Below are 20414 nucleotides of genomic sequence, written 5' to 3' on the forward strand. Positions count from 1 at the left end.
GCTATTGCAGTCTTAAGCTGAGCAGGGTAATGTCGTCCCTTTGCTCACCACCGGTGGAAAAAATTCTCAATTCCTCGAAAAACAGCTGATGAAACACACTTGGATCAAGGCAAAGGTGGTTTTTGACAAATTGATTGAAGCGGTCATCTCCATATTCCTTTTCATTCTTGTCAAAGCTTTCGGTCAAGCCATCCGTATAAAGATGAAGTGTAAAGCCTTTAAGATGGATTCTTTTGCCCACTTCCAGGAATGGCAATTCCTCAAATGCCCCAAGTACAGTCGTCCCTGCACCCAATGTCTCCGTCCTTTTTTCTCCCTCCCAACACAATACCGGAGGATTGTGCCCGGCATTGATGTAGGTCAGTTCCCTTTTTTTGTAATTATAATATCCGAGAAAAAAAGTAATGAAGCGCTCCCCTTTGGTATTGTCAAAGATGGTATAATTCAACTGCTCCACGATCATTTTCAAATCAGAAGAACTCCTCAGCAAGGTCCTCAATGCTGCCTGGAAATTGGACATCAGCAAAGCCGCCGGCATACCTTTGCCTGAGACATCGGCAATACAGAAAAAGACCTCTTCCTCGGATTTTTGGATCAGATCATAATAATCCCCGCCTACCGTAGAATGGGGAATGTAAGTCACTTTGGCTTTGAGCTTATCAGTCTGCGGAAGGACTGCAGGAAAAAGCATCCGCTGCACATTGGAGGCTATTTCCATTTCTTTGTTGAGCCTTTCCTGCTCAAGTTGCCGCTTGGCAAAGCGCTTGTTTTCCAATGCCACCACCATGATATTGGTCAGGGCTTGGGTAAAATCAAGGTCTAAGTCCTCTTTTTCATCTTTCTTTTTGAGAAAAAGAATGGCAAGCATTTTCTCCTTGTGGAAAACAGGAAGGTAATTTTCAAGTTCAGCAAACGAAAAACCTTCACCCACCTCAATATTTAATTCCCCGCTCGCTTTGTCAAAATTTATTTTTTCAGAAAGAATAGCATCAGGGACTTTGCTTTTGATCCCATGGCTTATTTTTTTTTCAAAGTGGTCATGGTTTGACATGTACAAAAGAATCGACTTGATATTCAAATGTACCAGGCAAGTAAATTTGAATATGTCAAAAAGCACCGCCGCAGACTTATTTTCATTGATTGCCTGGGTGATTTCCAAGAGTGCTTTGAGCTCAAGTTCCTTCTTTTGATATTTGACTAGTTGTACGGTCACGTCGGTTTTTTTAGAGGGCATTATGTTCCATAAGGCCTTTTTTGGTGGCGAGGTAAAATAAATCCTTTCCTTTTGCTTCAAAATCCACCGTACCGAAAACCTCATCGTCAGGTGCAAAAAGACATTTGATATATCCTTTCGAATGGAGAGCTTTCAAGGTAACCAAAAGCCTTTGGTCTTCCCATCCCAAGGTTTCTTTCAGGTAACTAAAGGGCTGGACGAAATACAATTCATCCAGTAAATCAAACTCATTGTCAGTCATTTTATTTTGTATTCAGACCCAAAATTAACCCTTCCCAGAAGAATATCTTCCTTTCCACTCAAATTTTACAAATAAAGCCCCGAATGCACTTACAAGAACATAAACAGGATGGACTATTCCCGTGAACAAAAACCAGATCCATTGCGGTCTAATTCCAAAACTCCTCAAAACATTTCCCAAGGTTTGTGTTTCAAAGTAAATCTTCAAAATCCAGACTGCTGCAAATACCAACATCCCGGGGATTCCCATAAAAAGGAGGGAAAAACTCCATAGGAAGGCAACCTGAACAGCAACCGGCAGGACTGAAGCCAAGGTATGGGAGAATGATTTGTGGGACTTCCATTTGGATGCCCATCTGATTCTTTGTGAAAAGAGTGCCTTCCAAGAACCTTGCGGTTGGGTGTAAACAAGGCTTTCCTGGAGGTAGACAACAGATTCAGGCCCGAATTTATTGACCATCTTTTTCAATAAAAACTCATCATCGCCCGACAAAAGACCCTCATTCCCCAGATATCCCTCTACCTCCAAAAAGGCTGATTTTCTATAAGCCATATTGGCCGCACTGCACATGATCGGCGATTGAAAATAAAACCCGGCTTGTGTCACCAATAAAATACTTGCCCATTCGATCTGTTGGAAGTTTTCAAAAAAACCGATATCTCCTTTGGGTAAAACAGGACCTGCGACCATTTTTATACTTTCATCGGAAAAGGGGCGGATCATTTTCTCCACCCAATCCTTGGGAAGAAAACAATCTGCATCGGTGGTCAGAACAAGACTTCCAAAGGCTTTTTTGATTCCGGTTTTCAGTGCGGCTTTCTTTCCTTCACCTTCGCTTTCCAGGGAAATGACGTCCAATTGCTCATCTGATAGCGATTCAATCAATTCATCAAGCTTCTTTTTCCCAGCATCTTCACTATGGTCATTGATAAAAACAAGCTGTAGCGGCCTATGGGAAAGGCCTGACAATTGGCCAAAAAGTGTCGGAATATTTTGTTCTTCATTCCTGAAAGGAATCAAAATGGTAACCAACTCAGGCTCTCTATATTTCGGGAAAATTTGGGGATTTTGCTTCCAGGTTTTGCCCAATAAAAGCAACATGAGCCCATAAACTATCCCAAATAAAAGGTAAAATGTTAGCATGAATTGCTTTAACTTGCGGTAATGAGTAAAGAAGATAAAAAAGACGCAAAGGAAAAAATAATTTTGGGGATTGATCCCGGCACCAATGTGATGGGCTATGGTTTGATCCTGATTGAAGGTAAAAAGTACAGTCTACTGCAGTTTGGTGTCATCCATCTCAAAAAGTATGTCGGGCATGAATTGAAGCTGAAAAAGATATTTGAGAGAGTCACAGGTATTATTGATGAATTTCATCCTGACACGGTGGCTTTAGAAGCGCCATTCTATGGCGAAAACGTCCAATCCATGCTCAAACTAGGACGTGCTCAGGGCGTCGCGATGGCCGCAGCTTTGGCGAGAGACATTCCGATTACGGAATATTCTCCCAAAAAAGTCAAGCAATCTGTCACCGGAAATGGAAATGCTTCGAAATTCCAAGTGGCAGAAATGCTCAAAACCCTGCTCAAAATAGAAGAAATCCCAAAGCTTCTTGATGCGACTGATGCACTCGCTGTAGCCCTCTGCCATCATTTTCACGATGGAAGGCTGCAGACAAGAGGCCGGACGGCAGGATGGAAATCATTCTTGGAAGACAACCCTAACCGTGTAAAAAGTCCAAAATGAAGTTTTCTATCTTATTTTAGGTTGACGTTTTCAGATAAACCACATACCTGAATATCTGATTTGACATTTCTTTCGGTATACCAAATATTCCAAAGATGGAAACCATCCTCAATATCCTTCAAAAATTTTCTAACATCCCACAAGAATCCTTGGAGCGGTTTGTCGGGAAACTTCAAGAAACTAATATACCTAAAGGAGGCTTCCTAATCCGGGAAGGTGAAATATGCGACCGGCTTTCATTTATTCAGAAAGGGTTTGTCCGAAGTTATTATTTCAAAGATAATAAAGACATCACGATCAGCTTCAGTATGCAGGGGGAATTCATTGCATCTATGGCTAGCTTTATTTCTCAAAAACCTTCATATGAAACCATCGAAGCCCTCGAGCACTGCCACCTGTACCAAATCAGCTACCAAGACTTAATGGATTTGTTTGAAAAAGACAGTCATTTGGAGCATTTGTACCGGCTGATTCTGGAGCAATATTATGTGGCTTTGGAGGAGCACCTCATTTTTTCAAAGTTCAAAACCGCCAAAGAGCGCTACCTTGAATTGATGGAAAACCAACCACATATCATCCAAAAGGCAGCAGTGGGTCAGATCGCATCTTATCTCGATATGAGCCTGGAAACCCTTAGCAGGATCCGCGCAAGCATCTGATTTTTTGATTTTTATCAATAGTTCTCCCACTCAATAAATGGTAATTTTGCACAATCTCCGAATTGGCAACAATTCTCATTCCCTTGTCAAGCGGCAGATGTGCTCCCCAAACAACCCATAACCCGCCATGAAAAAACATCATCTATTGACCCCTTTTTTGGGAATTGGTTTTTTGCTTTCCCTATTTTTTTCCTGCAACAGCAGCACGACGGAGAGCACTTTTGATTCCTCCAAATTAAGAATAGCCACGCAGGAAGAAATCGAGAAAGTCATCGAGCAGTTTGTTTTGGCAGAAGACAGTTCGGTGATTGAGATTCCATCAGGATTTTATGCTCTAAAAACCCAACTTATCTTAGACAATAAAAACCACATCACCATCAAAGGGGCGGGACTGACCGAAACTGTCCTTTCCTTCCGCGACCTTAAATCAGGAGGAGAAGGTGTAAAACTAGTCGGCAACAACATCGCCATCCAAGACCTCAGCGTGGAAGATGCCCCCGGCGACGGCATCAAATCACAGCACTGCGACAGGATCACCTTCCGAAAAGTCAATGTCACCTGGACCAATGGCGACAAATCCAAAAACGGCACCTACGCCATCTATCCTGTCCAATGTAAAAATGTCCTGATCGACGAATGCATCGCCTCCCATTCTAAAGATGCCGGAATCTATGTCGGTCAATCCGAGAACATCATCGTCCGGAATTCTCTAGCCTTTGGTAATGTGGCAGGAATAGAAATCGAAAACTCTGACAATGCCGAAGTTTATGGCAATACCGTCAGAGATAACTCAGGAGGGATTTTGGTATTCAATCTTCCCGGTCTTCCAAAGGCCGATGGGCGGGGCACAAAAATCTACAACAACGAAATCCTACACAACAACCATAAAAATTTTGCTACTGCGCTGAGTGAGGATCCCAACGGAAATACCGTGACGATGATCCCCCCCGGTTCGGGCATCGTCATTTTGGCTGCCAAGGAAGTGGAAATTTTTGATAACCGAATCCACAAAAACAAAACAGTGGGGCTCGCCATTGCCAACTACCACGTCACAGGATTCCCGATGGATGCCCCAAATTGGTCTCCTTTTACCTCCAATGTTTTTGTACATGACAATGACTACCAAAGAACCTGGCATTTCCCTGATTTCACCAAGGAATTTGGGCAGCTGATTTCAGTGTACAATGCCCATGGCTTTGCCCGAACACAGGATATTATCTACGATGGGTTTTGGGACAAGACCATATCAGACAATATCCAATCAAACCCAATGAAAATCTGTATCAGGGAAAAGGAAATGGAAAAGATGCATTTTACGCTTTTTGACCTTTGGGAAGGGGAAGACAATATCAAATCTTCAAAGGATTATGCGCCTTTCAATTGTGAAGTGCAGGTCAAAACAGATGTCAGTGCCATTGCGAATCTTTAAGTTATGAAATCGGGTAAAAAGTACTTTTCGATTAACCTGGCTTTAGGCCTACTGCTTTTGGTTTTTTCCTGCGAAAAAAAACAGGATCAAACCGCAGTCAGCAAAGTCGAAATCTCAGAAACAGAAGCGCCTTTGGTCGAGACTGCTTCTCTGGATTTCAGTCAGATTCCTTTCAAAAACCTTTCGGAATATGGTTTTTTCAAAGGGAAACTGAAATCTCTTAATCCTGACGAGGGAGTGCTTTTGTATGAACCTGCTTCGTCCCTGTTCACTGATTATGCACACAAGTCAAGGTTTATATGGATGCCGGAGGGTACTGCTGCTAGCATCCGGGATGAGGTTGAAGGCAGCATGGATTTCCCTGACAATACTGTCATCATCAAGAACTTCTTTTATCCTGCAGATTTCAGAAAACCGGAGGCAGATAAAAGGATCATAGAAACCCGCCTGATGGTAAAAAGAAACGGGGTTTGGGATGCGTTTCCTTACGTTTGGAAAGAAGATCAAAGCGATGCAACATACAAAGTTGTGGGAGCAGAAATCGAGGTTGCTTGGACAGACCTTCAAGGCAAAGAGCAAGTCATCAATTACATCGTGCCCAACAAAAATCAATGCAAAAGTTGCCACAATGAGAAAGAGCAACTTGTTCCTATCGGTGTCAAAGCCAAGCATCTCAACCATGAAATCAAATTTGCCGAAGGAGAAAAAAACCAACTCGTCAAATGGCAAGAAATGGGATACCTCTCGGATCTTAATGATCCAACAACTTATCCAGCCATGGTGGATTATAACATTTCTTCCAATTCCTTAGAACTCCGCGCAAAAGCTTATTTAGACATCAACTGCGGACATTGCCACCGGGCTGATGGACCCGCAAGCACTTCAGGGTTGTTTTTGACTTATGAAGAAACAGATCCATTGAAACTTGGTATCAACAAAACCCCTGTTGCGGCAGGCTTCGGTGCGGGGACATTCAAATACGATATTGTTCCCGGGCAGGCCGACCAATCCATCCTGACTTACCGCATGTCCACCAACCAAGTAGGTGCTGCCATGCCCGAAATCGGCAGGGTAACAATTCATCAAGAAGGATTGGAATTAATTAAGAATTGGATTAATACTATGAAATAGAAAAAATCCAAATAAAGAAAAAACATTAAATAAACCTCAATTAAGAAAAATTGGAAGAAAGAATCATTAACCTCAAAATGCGTTTCCAAACAGCTTCAAAGGAGGAGCAAGCTGAAATTGACAGGGAAATGCAAAATCTGGCTTTAGAAAATCCTGAGGCATTTTCAAAGGCGATGTTGGAAGATTTGGGAAAAACCCTCCATGAAATAGCACAAATCAATGAATCAAAAAGCCGAATCGATTGATTCGGCTTTTTGAAGGTTAATCATTATAAACACCACTAGGCCATTTGTCATTGGCTACATTGATATCTGTAATCACTTTGTCAGGATCTATTTCAACACCGACAACTTTTTTATCTACTTTGAGCAGGTGCGTCCATTGGTTGCCTTTGAACCAGATTTCTACAGGAAGCATTCTTCTTTCTTTTTGTCCGTCATCGTAGGTAATTTCCAACAATACCGGCATCGGCATTTCGCCGAGATTGGATAGTGAAACCAAATAATTGGCTCCGTAAGGCTGCACGCTGTTGATGGCGAGGTCGATATTAGCATTGCTATAAAACCAACCCTTCCAGAACCAGTCCAGATTCTCGCCTGCTACATTTTCTATATGGTTGAAGAAATCCGTGGGCTGTGGATGCTTGTAAGCCCATGTTTTGATATAAGACCTGAAAGCATTGTCAAACCGCTCCTCCCCTAGGACATATTCCCTGAGCATAATCAGACCCAATGCAGGTTTCATATAGGCCACCATTCCAAGGTTATTGGATTGGGTCCTGTCAGCATGCGTGGCGATAGGTTCACGGTCTTTGTTGGTAAGCCAGCCAAGGTATCTTCTTGTTTGGATCAGTGAGTTGGTATATTCCCCATTATTGAATTCCAGGAAACTGTAATAATTGATGAAAGTATTGAATCCTTCATCCATCCATGCATGTCTTCTTTCGTTTGTTCCGACTACCATCGGAAACCAGTTGTGTCCAAACTCATGGTCCGTCACGCCCCACAAACCTGCTCCTTTGGATCTCCAGCTACAAAAGTTGACTCCCGGATATTCCATTCCGTTGATTTCTGCGGCCACATTGACCGCAACAGGATAAGGGTATTCGTACCATTTTTTGGAATAATGTTCAATGGAGGCTTTGCCGTATTCAGTTGATCTTCCCCAAGCTTCCTGCCCGTCACTTTCCTTTGGATAGACAGATTGTGCCATGGCTTTTTTTCCACTTGGCAAGTTGATCCTAGCTGCATCCCAGATAAATGCTTTGGATGTGGAAAAAGCCACATCCCGGGCATTGTTGATTTTGAAATGCCAAGTCATGGTTCCATCCTGTTTTGGGCGGTGGTTGGCATAATCTGTCACTTCTTCAGGGCTGATGAGGTACACCCGCTCATCACTTTGAGCAGCTTTATTCATCCTGTTCTGCTGCTCTTTTGTCAAAACTTGGGTAGGATTGAGCAATTCACCGGAAGCAACCACAATGTGGTCAAAAGGAACAGTAACCTTGTACTCAAAATCCCCATATCCTAGGTAAAACTCACCTGCACCAAGATAGGGATCAGTATTCCAACCTTCGACATCATCGAATACTGCGACTTTAGGATACCACTGCGCCATGGCGTAGATCGTCCCGTCTTTGACCTTGAGGCGGCCCATGCGGTCCATTCCTTTTTCAGGAATTTTGTATTCGAAGCCCATAGAAACAGTCGCCTTTCCACCATTGGCAGGAATGGGCTCTGCAAAAAATACCTGCATCCTCGTGTCGCTGACCAGGTGTTTCTCAGAAACAGGTCTGTTTTTCCCGACGACTTGGGCTTTGAGATTTTCGATTTTATAACCGCCATCCACATCACCGTTGTAGCGGTTGCCCTGTACAGGAGTGGTCAGTTGTCCCCTTGAGTCTGAAGTAAACCTGTTTTGTTCCAGGTAAAGCCATACAAAATCCAGATTCTCAGGGCTGTTGTTTTTGTAGGTGATGGTGATTTTTCCTTTTAGGATATGGTTGGTTTCGTCCAAAGCCACGTCAATCAGGTAATCGGCACCGTTTTGCCAGTACATCGGACCGGGCTTACCTGAGGCGGTACGATAGGCGGTTCCCTGTCTATATCCAAATTCCGTAAACGCACCGTCTCTATTGTCTGTGACTACTTGGGCCCGAATGTCCTGTCCAAAAACCAATGCAATGACAAACGCAAAAATTTTTACACTTTTAATTCTTATCATAAATTCCAACTATTTAATATTTCGGCTAAAATACAGAATAGGATCAGAAGAAAAAATTCATTTTTAAGCTCCCAAATCCCAAAAAACCAAACATTCGCGCAAAAAGGGAAATTTGGAAATCGAAATAAATCCTAGGTACTTTGCCGGATCAAAAACCACAGCTATTCATGCGGATTAGATTTACGATATTGGGTTTGTTACTTTCATTTGGCACTGCGAAAGCCTCTCAGGATACCACGACTGTGGATTTGGGCGAAGTAACCATCATGGAAAACAGGATGGAAATCCCTTTTAACAAAGTTTCCAGAAACATTACCGTCATCAACAGGAAGGCCATAGAAACCACTCCTGCGAGAAGTTTACAAGAGGTTCTTTCATTTACCCCGGGAGTGGATGTAAGACAAAGGGGAGTCAGCGGCGTGCAGGCAGATATCGGAATCCGGGGGGGAAATTTTGAACAGACACTCATGTTGATCAACGGCATCAAACTCACAGATCCTCAGACCGGTCACCATATGGTCAATATTCCTGTTCCTCTTCAAGCCATCCAAAGGGTGGAAGTGCTGAAAGGACCGGGTTCTAGGATTTTTGGACAAAATGCGTTTGCAGGTGCAGTAAATGTCATCACCACGCTTTCTGATAAAAAAAGCCTCAATATCCAGGGATTTGGCGGTGATTTTGGAATGCGTGGAGGAAGCATTGTTTCTTCCCTTCCTGTCGGAAAATACAAACAAACCATCTCCGCTTCCCATGATGCCTCGGACGGACATTGGTACAATTCAGATTTTAAAGTGACCAACCTGTTCTATGAATCGGGATTTGACATCAATGACCGAAATGAAATCCGGGCCATGGCAGGATATTCCGATCGGGACTTTGGGGCAAATGGCTTCTACACCAATTCCTTTCCCGACCAATGGGAAAGCGTTCAGACTTTTCTTGCTGCCCTGAGTCATACTTACAGATTTGACAAACTCTATTTTCAGACACGCGGATATTGGAGAAGAAATGACGATGAGTTCAGACTCAAGAGAAATGAACCGGCTTTCTACACCAATTTCCATACCTCAGATGTTTTTGCTTTGGAGCTGAATGGCACCTATACTTCCAAAATCGGAACCACGGGATTTGGGATTGAAGGCAGGGAAGAGAAAATCGAGAGCACCAACCTTGGCAACAGAAGCCGGACTTTTGCGGGGATCTTTGCAGAACACAGGATTGAATTCGCCGAGAAATTTGACTTCCGGGCGGGACTTTATTCCAATTACTACAACGAATACAAATGGAAGCATTTTCCCGGAGCGGAAATCGGCTTTCAGGTCAATGCCTATTCCAGGCTTTATTCCAATTATGGAATCAGCTTCCGGATCCCGTCTTTCACCGAATTGTATTATGAAGATCCAAGCAACCAAAGCAACCCTAACCTCTTGCCCGAAGAAGCTGAAAACTTTGAAATCGGCTGGAAATTCAACAAAAGCAGGTTGCGGACTGAGTTGGTGTTTTTTCACAGATTCACCCAAAACCTGATCGATTGGAACAGAGAACCAAGCGAAACCCAACCCAACCGAAACAAGTGGACACCACAAAATATTTCTGAAGTGCGGTTTAACGGCATCGAGACATCTATCCAATACCTTGCTGACTTGGGAGGCGAAAATGCCAAAATCAAGGAATTGATGCTCAGCTACAACTATATCAATGCGGACCTCAATCAAGCTTCAGGCGTCGAATCGCGTTATGCATTGAATTCGCTTAGACATCAGGTAATCGGCGGCATTCAGGCGGAATTTGTGAAGCGTGCCGAACTCACCATCAAGGGAAGGTATATCGAAAGGATGGCTTTGGAACCTTATTTTCTATTGGATGCGAGATTGGATTACAACAGGCTGAAGAAATTCGGGCTTTTCCTGGAAGTCTCCAACATTACCGATGCCGATTATGTCGAAGCGGGATTTGTGCAGATGCCGGGAAGATGGTTTAAGGCCGGGTTTATGATTAATCTGGATTGAAAAAAATTAGGTATTCAGAATCAGGACTTTACTTAAGTCATTCAAAAAATTAAAGGCATTTTTTGCCAACATATAATTTAAAGTTTACATTTGCACTCCGTTCTGAAAGAGAGTGGATTTGATAATGGGAGTTTAGCTCAGCTGGTTCAGAGCATCTGCCTTACAAGCAGAGGGTCGGGGGTTCGAATCCCTCAACTCCCACATTATTATCAAAATTACAAAACAAATTTTATCGGGAGTTTAGCTCAGCTGGTTCAGAGCATCTGCCTTACAAGCAGAGGGTCGGGGGTTCGAATCCCTCAACTCCCACATAGCCTCAAAAGAGGCTTTTTTTATGCCTTGCAATTTTTATATCCTCTATTCAAAAAACCTTGACAAATATTACGTCGGACATACATGCGAAGTAATGGATGAAAGATTGCGAAAACACAACTCCAATCATAAAGGATTTACGGGCAAATCTCCGGATTGGGTCTTGGTATACAAGGAAGAGTTTGAGGATAAAAAATCAGCTTATGCCAGAGAAAGACATATAAAATCAATGAAAAGCAGAAAAAAAATAATCGAATTGCTCTATCAATAATAGCTCAGCTGGTTCAGAGCATTCCGATTTATAATCGGAAGAGTCGGGGGTTCGAATCCCTCAACTCCCACATAGCCTCAAAAGAGGCTTTTTTTATGCCTTTGTTTTTTTTTAATTTCTTTTGGTATCTGGTCAAATTTGTAACTCTGTTTAATCCTGAAAGTAAATGACTTACAGAAATTGAACCTGTTGGACTTAAATCTCAACTAGCCAAAATCCGCTGATCAGATTTTAGTCGACTAATTTCATTTCCAAAATTGCAGGCTCAGTTTTCAATTCCTATTTTTCAGAAACTATACAATTCACATGATAAGAACATTTGAAATTCAGTTTCAAGCCCAGAAAGATGCAAATGAAGACGTTATTTAAAGCCATCCTTTTAGCAATATTTATAGTTTTAGCTATTGCCCTCTATTTCATAAAATGGGGGCCACGCGCCATCAAAGGGAAGGAAAATGCCGAGAAAATCCTGTTGATCGAGAATGGAATGAGCATGCGAGAGGTATTTGAAATTATGGGCTTACCTATTGAAAAAATGGGAAATACGAATGGAGATAGCACCTATTATTACCAGACACCATTTGCTGCCGCGTCCAATATTTCCGTTTCATTTGATTATACAGGAAGAGTTGTCCACGTTCAGCCTTTGGAGTGACAATGAATAATATAGCTGCATGAAATTTATCCTTTGCCACCTGCTTTAGCAAGCCATCCATTAGTTCAAAAAGCAGCAAAATCAGCTGAAGCCTTTCGTTTAAATGAAGCATTAAATGGGAAAACTTGCCCCTCAAATAGTTTGACAAACTTTTCATCAAGCATCAAGAAAAATAAAAACGATATTTGCATGAAAATCCAAATTACAGATAAATCTTTATCAAAAAGAAAAAGTAACTGAAAGTATTAGCTATATCCACAAAATTGCAATCAAAAATGCTTAAGAAAACAACCCAATTTATAATGGGATATCTTATTACCTTAATTTCCTATTCATTGGTTGCAGGCCTGTTTTTGGGAAAGAGATATGATAATATGTCCTATATTAAAGATGTTTTGGGAATGGCGCTTTATGTTTTCCTATTAGCCTCAGCTACCGTGTTTGGATTTTACCTCTTATCCTTTACAATTTTTATAGTATTTAGACATCAACTCAAAAATTACTACTGGTTTTTGATTGTCCCTTTTCTGGCAATTGCCTACGTAAACCTGATGAGTTTCCACTTTAGGATTTCTTCAAATTTTGATGCCCCACATAATTATTTGGGGGATTACCTTGCCATGGTAATAGGTGGAATAGTAGGATTCTCTTATTTATTGAGAAAAGCCAAATGAAAATAATCACTTCTTGGAAAATCTCTCTTTTCTTACTTAAAGCATGAAAGAATGATAAAGAAAACTATTGAATTCACTTTAGGCTACATCTTCACTTTACTCTCCTATTCTTTGATAGCAGGCCAATTCTTAGCGAAGGATTATGAAGAAATGTCATTCATTAGACAAATATTTGGCTGGGCGCTTTATGTATTTCTATTAGCTTCAGCAACGGTATTTGGGTTTTACATCTTGTCCTTTACAATTTTTATTGCAGTGAGACATCAACTCAAAAAATACTACTGGTTTATGATTGTCCCTTTTCTGGCAATTGTTTATGTGTACCTGATGAGTTTCCACTTTAGGATTTCTTCTAATTTCGATGCGCCACATAATTATCTGGGAGATTACTTGGCAATGGTTGTGGGCGGGATAGTAGGATTCACTTATTTAGTAAGAAAAACAACTTGAAAAAAAGCCCTTGGAATTCCTTCCAAGGGCTTTTTCTTTTTAATTATATATCAAACTTTATCCCCTGCGCCAAAGGCAAGGAAGTGCTGTAATTGATCGTGTTGGTCTGACGGCGCATATAGGCTTTCCAAGAGTCAGAGCCTGATTCACGGCCTCCACCGGTTTCTTTTTCTCCACCAAATGCACCTCCTATCTCTGCGCCTGAAGTTCCAATATTGACATTGGCAATACCGCAGTCCGAGCCTGCAGCCGAAAGAAATGCCTCCGCCTCCCGCATGTTCAGCGTCATGATGGCTGAGGACAATCCCTGAGGGACACTGTTATGCATAGAGATAGCTTCTTCAAGGGTATTGTATTTCATAATATAGAGGATCGGTGCAAAAGTCTCATGCTGTACCATTTCGAAGTGGTTTTCAGCTTCAATGATACAAGGCTTCACATAGCAGCCGGATTCATAACCTGACCCGCTGAGTACTCCACCTTCGACCAACTCTTTTCCTCCCTCCTTTTTTACTTTTTCTATGGCTTTGAGATACATGTCCACGGCTTCTTTGTCGATCAAAGGTCCGACATGGTTTTTCTCATCCAAAGGATTGCCGATGACGAGTTTGGTGTAGGCAGCAGCCAACCTTTGCTTAAAAGTATCATAAATTGATTCGTGGATGATCAGCCTTCTTGTGGTAGTGCAGCGCTGTCCGGCTGTTCCCACCGCCCCGAAAAGTGCACCTCGGATGGCAATTTCAAGATCAGCGTTTTCCGATATGATAATGGCATTGTTGCCACCAAGTTCCAACAACGACCTTCCCAATCTTGCTGCAACAGCTTGGCCGACGATTTTTCCCATACGGGTGGATCCTGTCGCGGAGATCAAAGGTACCCGGGTATCCTCTGTCATCATCTGCCCTACTTTGTAATCTCCTACAATCAAACCTGATATTCCTTCAGGCAAGTTATTTTCTTTCAGGACTTTACTTATAATATGCTGACAGGCAACTCCCGAAAGCGGTGCTTTCTCCGAAGGCTTCCAGATACAGACGTCACCGCAAACCCAAGCTATCATGCTGTTCCATGACCAAACTGCCACTGGAAAGTTGAAAGCGGAGATAATCCCAACCACTCCGATCGGATGCCATTGCTCATACATCCTATGTCCCGGACGCTCTGAGTGCATGGTCAGTCCGTAAAGTTGTCTTGAAAGCCCGACTGCAAAGTCGCAGATATCGATCATCTCCTGCACTTCGCCAAGTCCTTCCTGATAAGATTTGCCCATTTCATAAGATACCAATTTGCCCAAATCGGCTTTTACTTCCCGGAGTGCATTGCCCATTTGGCGGACGATTTCCCCCCGCTTTGGTGCAGGAGTAGTTCTCCATATTTGGAATGCTTCTTGGGATTTGGCGATGACCTGTTCATAACTTTGACGGTCTGTCACCTGGACTTTGCCGATAAGTGCCCCATCGGCAGGAGAATAAGAGCTGATATACTCTTTTCCCGTATTGATCCACAAAGTTCCGGTAGAAGTCCCTGAGTTTTCAGCCTTAAGTCCAAGATTTTGGAGGGCGGCTTTTATTCCGAATTGATCTGACATGGTATATTTGGATTTACTGTTCCGGCATTTTTGGTAAAATTATTAAAAAATAAACCTATTGTTCTTCCTTTTTCTTTTTTCCATTTTTTGATTTTGGAAGGTATTTGTTAATATCTACATAATCGAGTACAGGTCTAAGTTTGGGTCCCACATCAAATCGATAAACGAAATTGATCCGGTAATTTCCTGTCTGGAAATCTGTAACATAATTTTTTGCTTCCTCGATTCGGACATTGTTATGCACGTAATTGGCATTGATAGACCAAATAGGGCCATTATACCCTGCAAAACCCCTTAAGAAATAATTGGTATTGAATCCCCAATTGCCTTCTTTTCCCAAATCAGTAGTAATGCTGGAGTTGCCAAGGCCAATATTACCTGAGACCATCCCTGTAATAAAAAAGTGCCTGGCAATCACAATAGTGTGTACATATCCTATGTTGGGTCCAAATTCAAAAAAATCCAACCTCTTGAATTCCAATGGGTCAGGAATTAATTCGGCCAATATGTTTTGGGTATCTTCTGCCATTCCAAAATAAAATTCCATACCTGCTACAAAACTTCCAGCTGATTTTTTTTGCCAAGCACTTTGAAGAAAAGCTGCCTTGAGGGACAGCTTGTCACCATTCAATAGGTACTGCACGTTGGCTCCAAACTTTCTTACTTTCATATCCGGAAATGCCAATTCAGAAGGGATATTGGGCAATGGGCCTGAATAACTGTTTACATAAAATCCTCTGTAGAATTGAGCAAATAGATCAATCACCCAATTTTTGGGGTAAGCATGTGCCTGCAAATCCAAATATTGTGTTTCTACTTGGTCCCGATTGGGATTCATAAAACCAAAGCCATAAGCGAGGTTCAAAGTAAAATCATTATAGGTGGCTCCAATTCCCAAGTTGAGTGTAGAATTAGGTTCAAGTCGAATTCGAGTACTCTCATTTATTCCTGATATCAAAAGAGAGGTGTATTTCCTCGAAGTGTATAATCTCGTTGTCAACATTTTCTTGTAGGAAATATAGTAGGTCGTATCTTCTTGGGCTAAAGATGTAGATGGTAAAAGGAAAAAGAAACCTAGGGTCAGTGAGATCCCCAGGAAAAAATTCATGCCCAAAAGCCCGAAATAACAATTTTGTGGTTTTACCATATCCAAAAATAAGAATTATCAAGTCCTTAAATAAAAAAATCCGCAACAAGTGCGGATTTTACAATGTCAAATGGAGATCAGTAAAAATGATTATCTAAATAATCTCCATTCAGTTTTATTTTCAAAAGTCTTTAGCAGAAAAAGTTGCTTAATCACCCGGAACAAATATAAAAAACTTTTATTGAATATTCCAATACCCTTTTCACGGTATTTTTTGATTTATTAGCCAAAAAATTATAAATAAGTTTTCAAAAGAGTTGAAAATCTTGGTTATAAGCCCATTAAAACAATTTAGCAATCGATATAATTTAATTTAAAAATATAATTTCTTCAGAGTTTGGTTTCCATTTTTGAGTCTAAAATAGGTTATAATCAATTGAATTTCAATATATTAAATGATTAGTAAATAATACAAATATCACTCAAGTTTCGCTATGAAATTTTAAAGGTATTCTTGATAAGTCTAATTAGTAGAAAAAATGGAAAAATCGTAAAGTAAAATTTTTCTTTAAATTTTCATATTTTTATATCCAATGGGTAAGCATATCACAATAATTGGTTACAATAAAAGAGTAAAATAACATGCCTGATTTGGAATATGCACTAAACATTTATCCTGATGAAATAAACTGCTGTAAAAAAATCTATTCTGTTATTGCTAAAATGCTTTCAAATAGCCTTCATCAAAAAAATCTAATTGCGTAATGTCAAAACTTCAGGCAAACAGATAAAAAAAATGGGCATTATTCCTTAAAAAAACGATTAAAAAACCCCGAGTTGGGTAACTCGGGGTTGTTTTATGAAATTTGGTGCTTTCTTATTTTAATAAAGCCAAAGCTTCTTTCATCCTCTTCAATGCTTCCACCAACTCCTCATCAGAGGCGGCATAGGAAAGTCTGATGCAATTGGGGGCTCCAAAAGCCTCCCCTGTCACCAAAGATACATTTGCTTTTTCGAGGATGTACAAGCAGAAATCGTCGGCTGAATTAATTGTATGGTCTTCTGCAGATTTGCCAAAGAAATCCGAAATGTCAGGGAAGAAATAAAATGCTCCCTCTGGAATATGAGTCTTGATTCCGGGAATTTCTCGGATCAACCCCAATACCAGGTTTCTTCTTCTCAGGTATGCTTTTTCCATTTCTTTGGAAGGTTCCTGATCTCCTGAAATAGCAGCCAAGGCAGCTCTTTGGGCAATACCGGTATTTCCCGAAGTAAACTGTCCCTGCATTTTTTCACATGCTTTAGCCATGAATAGAGGCGCGCATATATATCCGACCCTCCAACCTGTCATAGCATATCCTTTGGAAAATCCGTTGACCGTAATGGTTCTTTCAAACATTCCGGGAAAAGATGCGATGCTATAATTTTTACCTTGGAAGTTGATCAATTCATAAATCTCATCTGCAATAACAAAAAGATTTTCTCTCTTTTTTACCACTTCGGCGATAGCTTCCAACTCTTCTTTGCTAAAAACAGACCCTGTAGGATTACATGGGGATGAATAAATAACTGCTTTCGTTTTATCAGTCAATGCTGCTTCTAACTGAGCGGCAGTTGCTTTAAAATTATTTTCAAGATTGCCTTCTATCAATACAGGAACTCCTCCCGCCAACTTGATGATCTCGGCATAACTTACCCAATAAGGAGAAAAAATCACCACTTCATCGCCTTCATTGATCATGCACATGAAGACGTTGGCTATAGAATGCTTGGCCCCGGTCGAAACCACAATGTTTTCGGCCTTTGCCTGGGAAATCTGGTTTTCATCCCGAAGTTTTTTGGCAATAGCCTCTCTCAGATCCTGATATCCTGCCACAGGGGAATAGGCAAAGTATTTTCCTTCATCAATAGCCGCTTTGGCTGCTTCTTGGATATGCTTTGGTGTTTTGAAATCTGGCTCACCCAAACTCAGACTGATGATATCTTTGCCTTGGGATTTCAGTTCCCGGGCTTTCTTTGCCATGGCCAATGTGGCCGATTCTTCCATCTGAATGATGCGGTCGGATAATATAGAATTCATTTTCTTGGTTGTTAATTTTTAAATTCCGCCAAAAATACGGATTACAATGATTAATTCTAAACTTAACCGATGATTTGGTCAGGAATCTATATTTTTACAATAAAATAATGTCACCCAGCAAATCGTTACAGAAATACATGAAAACAAGGCATTTATTTATTTTCACTTTCATGCTTTTTTCCAGCTCAGTGTTTGGTCAAAAAGAGAAAAAAGCTGAGACTGTAGATCCTGACTCCTCGGGTGTAGTTTCGGATAGGTTTTTACCTACAGCTGCCCCTTTGTTGTTGTTTGATGACAACGCAAAAACCGAAAAAAAGAAAGCTGAAAAGAAAAAAATCAAAAAGAACATCTATTTCGGGGAAAAAACAAAAAAAGGTTACGTCAGACAAAACATCAGGGAACAAACGCAATATCAGATATACAACTACACCACTCAAAATAGGCCTGCCGACCCTTATATCAGGGATATCCATTGGATCGATAGCAGGGATAAAGTCATCCGTACCAAAGATTTTGATCCTGCCAGAGGATATCTTCTCCATGGTCCTTATGAGAGGGAAATAGGCGAAGTATTGGTGGAGAAAGGTTATTTCTATTTTGGAACCAAACACGGCACTTGGTTGACATTCGATACCAAAACGGTCCTTCAGGATAAACTTCATTATTCTGAAGGTTGGCCAAAAGACTCAAAAGTCACTTATTACAATAGAGAGCAAAAGAAAATCGAAAAGTTGATCCCTATAGAGTACGATTTGATGGAAGGAAATTTTTTCCATTTCCATGAAGATGGTCAGGTAGGTGTGGTCGGAGAATACCACTTTGGAGAAAAGGTGGGACTTTGGACCGAATACTGGAATGTAAAAGGTAAAACCGTAAGAAAAAGAGAAATCCAATACCAAGAAAAACCTTTTACCAAGGATTTTACCCCTTTCATCAGAGCCGAATGGGACAAAGAAGGCAATCTCATTTACCGCAAAGAAGGATTGGCATCAAACTAGACTTATTCGTAAATCTACAATCCCTATAAATTTTATAGGTTAATATTTTTAATTTATTTCTAATTGCTATATTTGTCATGCTAATTATTGGTATGACACAGGAACAATTCAGTAAGTATTCATTTCTGCTCGATAGGACAGCCAAAAGAGTGAAGCAGTATGCCCAAAGAAAATTCAAATTGGAGGACTTTGATATTACAGTGGATCAATGGCTAATCATGAAAAACCTTTCTGAAAATGAACTGCTTAGCCAATCGGAATTGGCACAGATGGTTTTCAAGGATCAGCCTACCCTGACAAGAATCATAGATATTCTCACCAAAAAAGGATATGTAGAGCGAATTCCGCATCCATTGGACAGGAGAAGTTTTCATTTGGTACTGACATCCGAAGGAACCTCCAAAGTGCAGGAACTAAAGCCAAAGATTGCATCTATCCGAGAAAAGGCTTGGGAAAACCTGGGAGAAACCGATTTTGAGGAGTTCAAAAGGATTCTCAATACCATTTATAACAATCTTGAATAGAATAATAGCCAAGATTAAAAATATACTTGTTATACTAATTATATTTGTACGAACAATAACATTGTTTGTTGGTTTAAAAAAAAAGCACACATCATGATTACTACTGACCTTTGTATCATCGGAGCCGGACCTGTAGGTTTATTCGCAGTATTTGAAGCAGGCTTATTAAAGATGCGTTGTCATCTGATTGATTACCTTCCTCAAGTAGGCGGACAACTTTCAGAAATTTACCCGCAGAAGCCCATATATGATATACCAGGCTACCCGGAGATCAAAGCTCAGGATCTTGTTGACAACCTGATGGAACAAATTAAACCATTTAAGCCAACATTCACATTGGGCGAAAGGGTAGACCATTTGGCCAAGCAAGCAGATGGTTCGTTTATTGTTACCACCAATGACAAGACCCAAGTTCATGCCCAGGTAATCATTATCGCAGGCGGATTGGGTGTATTCGAGCCTAGAAAACCCGTTTTGGAAAACCTTGAAAAATTTGAGGGCAAAGGGGTGACTTACATGGTTAAGAATCCTGAACATTTCAGAGATAAGAAAGTGATGCTAGCTGGCGGTGGCGATTCAGCTCTAGATTGGGCCATTTACCTTTCCAATGTTGCCGAAAGGGTAACCTTGGTTCATAGAAATGAAACTTTCCGTGGCGCACCTGATTCAGCTGCCAAAGTTTATGACCTTGCCAACAGGGGAAAAATTGATTTGATTCTTTCAGCTAACCTGAAGGAACTTGGCGGAAACGGAACACTCAAAACCGTAGTTTTGGAAGGAAAGAGCAAAGAAGAAATCACTGTGGATACAGATTACCTGATCCCTTTATTCGGTTTGAGCCCTAAACTTGGTCCGATCGCAGACTGGGGATTGAATATTGACAAAAATGCAATCGAAGTGGATACAAGGGATTATTCCACAGGTGTGGAAAGAATCTATGCCATTGGTGATATCAATACGTATCCCGGCAAATTGAAACTGATTCTGTGTGGATTCCATGAAGCGGCCATCATGATGCACTCTGCTTTCAAATTTGTATATCCTGACCAAAAACTGAGCTTTAAATATACCACAGTGAATGGTGTAAATTCATTTTAACCTTA

20 protein-coding genes and 3 tRNA genes are annotated in these 20414 nt (G+C 41.0%); 16 read left to right on the forward strand and 7 right to left on the reverse strand.

Annotated elements, in window-relative coordinates; translation table 11 throughout:
- Position 1: 1 nt before the first annotated feature.
- Genes NK987_RS16305 through NK987_RS16315 form a run of 3 tightly spaced genes read right to left on the reverse strand, consistent with a single transcriptional unit; the run spans position 2 to position 2618 of the window.
- On the reverse strand, positions 2-1213 hold the full coding sequence (locus NK987_RS16305; RefSeq protein WP_259264719.1) for a PP2C family protein-serine/threonine phosphatase: 1212 nt from the start codon (positions 1211-1213) through the stop codon (positions 2-4).
- A 10-nt stretch (positions 1214-1223) separates the two neighbouring features.
- On the reverse strand, positions 1224-1475 hold the full coding sequence (locus tag NK987_RS16310) for a transcriptional regulator (protein WP_259264720.1): 252 nt from the start codon (positions 1473-1475) through the stop codon (positions 1224-1226).
- 24 nt (positions 1476-1499) lie between these two features.
- Complete coding sequence (locus NK987_RS16315; protein ID WP_259264721.1) at positions 1500-2618, reverse strand: glycosyltransferase; 1119 nt, start codon at positions 2616-2618, stop codon at positions 1500-1502.
- 21 nt (positions 2619-2639) lie between these two features.
- Between NK987_RS16315 and ruvC the strand changes: the two genes are divergently transcribed.
- From ruvC to NK987_RS16340, 5 genes are all read left to right on the forward strand, one after another.
- Complete coding sequence (gene ruvC, locus NK987_RS16320) at positions 2640-3221, forward strand: crossover junction endodeoxyribonuclease RuvC (RefSeq protein ID WP_259264722.1); 582 nt, start codon at positions 2640-2642, stop codon at positions 3219-3221.
- Between the two features lie 95 nt (positions 3222-3316).
- Positions 3317-3880, forward strand: a complete 564-nt coding sequence (locus tag NK987_RS16325) for a Crp/Fnr family transcriptional regulator (RefSeq protein WP_259264723.1) — start codon at positions 3317-3319, stop codon at positions 3878-3880.
- A 127-nt stretch (positions 3881-4007) separates the two neighbouring features.
- A complete protein-coding gene (locus tag NK987_RS16330; protein ID WP_259264724.1) occupies positions 4008-5309 on the forward strand; it encodes a parallel beta-helix domain-containing protein in 1302 nt (433 codons plus the stop codon).
- A gap of 3 nt (positions 5310-5312) precedes the next feature.
- Entirely contained in the window at positions 5313-6440 is a 1128-nt protein-coding gene (locus tag NK987_RS16335) for an SO2930 family diheme c-type cytochrome (RefSeq protein ID WP_259264725.1), read from the forward strand.
- Between the two features lie 50 nt (positions 6441-6490).
- Positions 6491-6685 carry a hypothetical protein gene (locus tag NK987_RS16340; RefSeq protein WP_259264726.1) on the forward strand — a complete coding sequence of 65 codons (195 nt, stop codon included), beginning with the start codon at positions 6491-6493 and terminating at the stop codon, positions 6683-6685.
- 16 nt (positions 6686-6701) lie between these two features.
- On the opposite strand, the gene NK987_RS16345 is transcribed toward NK987_RS16340, so the two are convergent.
- Entirely contained in the window at positions 6702-8663 is a 1962-nt protein-coding gene (locus NK987_RS16345) for a M1 family metallopeptidase (protein WP_259264727.1), read from the reverse strand.
- A gap of 167 nt (positions 8664-8830) precedes the next feature.
- Between NK987_RS16345 and NK987_RS16350 the strand changes: the two genes are divergently transcribed.
- From NK987_RS16350 to NK987_RS16385, 8 genes are all read left to right on the forward strand, one after another.
- Positions 8831-10672 carry a TonB-dependent receptor plug domain-containing protein gene (locus tag NK987_RS16350; protein ID WP_259264728.1) on the forward strand — a complete coding sequence of 614 codons (1842 nt, stop codon included), beginning with the start codon at positions 8831-8833 and terminating at the stop codon, positions 10670-10672.
- Between the two features lie 126 nt (positions 10673-10798).
- A tRNA-Val gene (locus tag NK987_RS16355) sits at positions 10799-10873 on the forward strand.
- A 33-nt stretch (positions 10874-10906) separates the two neighbouring features.
- Positions 10907-10981 (forward strand) — tRNA-Val (locus NK987_RS16360).
- Between the two features lie 25 nt (positions 10982-11006).
- Positions 11007-11255 (forward strand): GIY-YIG nuclease family protein, encoded by a 249-nt coding sequence (locus NK987_RS16365; RefSeq protein WP_259264729.1) that lies wholly within the window; start codon positions 11007-11009, stop codon positions 11253-11255.
- Position 11256: 1 nt separating this feature from the next.
- A tRNA-Ile gene (locus NK987_RS16370) sits at positions 11257-11318 on the forward strand.
- A gap of 289 nt (positions 11319-11607) precedes the next feature.
- Positions 11608-11910 carry an outer membrane protein assembly factor BamE gene (locus tag NK987_RS16375; protein ID WP_259264730.1) on the forward strand — a complete coding sequence of 101 codons (303 nt, stop codon included), beginning with the start codon at positions 11608-11610 and terminating at the stop codon, positions 11908-11910.
- Positions 11911-12212: 302 nt separating this feature from the next.
- Entirely contained in the window at positions 12213-12584 is a 372-nt protein-coding gene (locus NK987_RS16380; protein WP_259264731.1) for a hypothetical protein, read from the forward strand.
- A 51-nt stretch (positions 12585-12635) separates the two neighbouring features.
- On the forward strand, positions 12636-13034 hold the full coding sequence (locus NK987_RS16385) for a hypothetical protein (RefSeq protein WP_259264732.1): 399 nt from the start codon (positions 12636-12638) through the stop codon (positions 13032-13034).
- Positions 13035-13077: 43 nt separating this feature from the next.
- On the opposite strand, the gene amaB is transcribed toward NK987_RS16385, so the two are convergent.
- From amaB to NK987_RS16400, 3 genes are all read right to left on the reverse strand, one after another.
- A complete protein-coding gene (gene amaB / locus NK987_RS16390) occupies positions 13078-14622 on the reverse strand; it encodes an L-piperidine-6-carboxylate dehydrogenase (RefSeq protein ID WP_259264733.1) in 1545 nt (514 codons plus the stop codon).
- A gap of 55 nt (positions 14623-14677) precedes the next feature.
- Entirely contained in the window at positions 14678-15730 is a 1053-nt protein-coding gene (locus tag NK987_RS16395) for a DUF4421 domain-containing protein (RefSeq protein WP_258423777.1), read from the reverse strand.
- A gap of 856 nt (positions 15731-16586) precedes the next feature.
- Positions 16587-17789, reverse strand: a complete 1203-nt coding sequence (locus tag NK987_RS16400; protein ID WP_259264734.1) for a pyridoxal phosphate-dependent aminotransferase — start codon at positions 17787-17789, stop codon at positions 16587-16589.
- Positions 17790-17926: 137 nt separating this feature from the next.
- Between NK987_RS16400 and NK987_RS16405 the strand changes: the two genes are divergently transcribed.
- The 3 genes from NK987_RS16405 to NK987_RS16415 all read left to right on the forward strand — a co-directional run bounded on the left by NK987_RS16405 (position 17927) and on the right by NK987_RS16415 (position 20409).
- On the forward strand, positions 17927-18787 hold the full coding sequence (locus NK987_RS16405; RefSeq protein ID WP_259264735.1) for a toxin-antitoxin system YwqK family antitoxin: 861 nt from the start codon (positions 17927-17929) through the stop codon (positions 18785-18787).
- 92 nt (positions 18788-18879) lie between these two features.
- Positions 18880-19311: a MarR family winged helix-turn-helix transcriptional regulator gene (locus NK987_RS16410; RefSeq protein ID WP_259264736.1), complete on the forward strand. Its 432-nt coding sequence runs from the start codon at positions 18880-18882 to the stop codon at positions 19309-19311.
- Positions 19312-19404: 93 nt separating this feature from the next.
- On the forward strand, positions 19405-20409 hold the full coding sequence (locus tag NK987_RS16415) for an NAD(P)/FAD-dependent oxidoreductase (RefSeq protein ID WP_258423781.1): 1005 nt from the start codon (positions 19405-19407) through the stop codon (positions 20407-20409).
- Positions 20410-20414: the final 5 nt, after the last annotated feature.

Source organism: Aquiflexum gelatinilyticum, assembly GCF_024813435.1.
Lineage (GTDB): Bacteria > Bacteroidota > Bacteroidia > Cytophagales > Cyclobacteriaceae > Cognataquiflexum > Cognataquiflexum gelatinilyticum.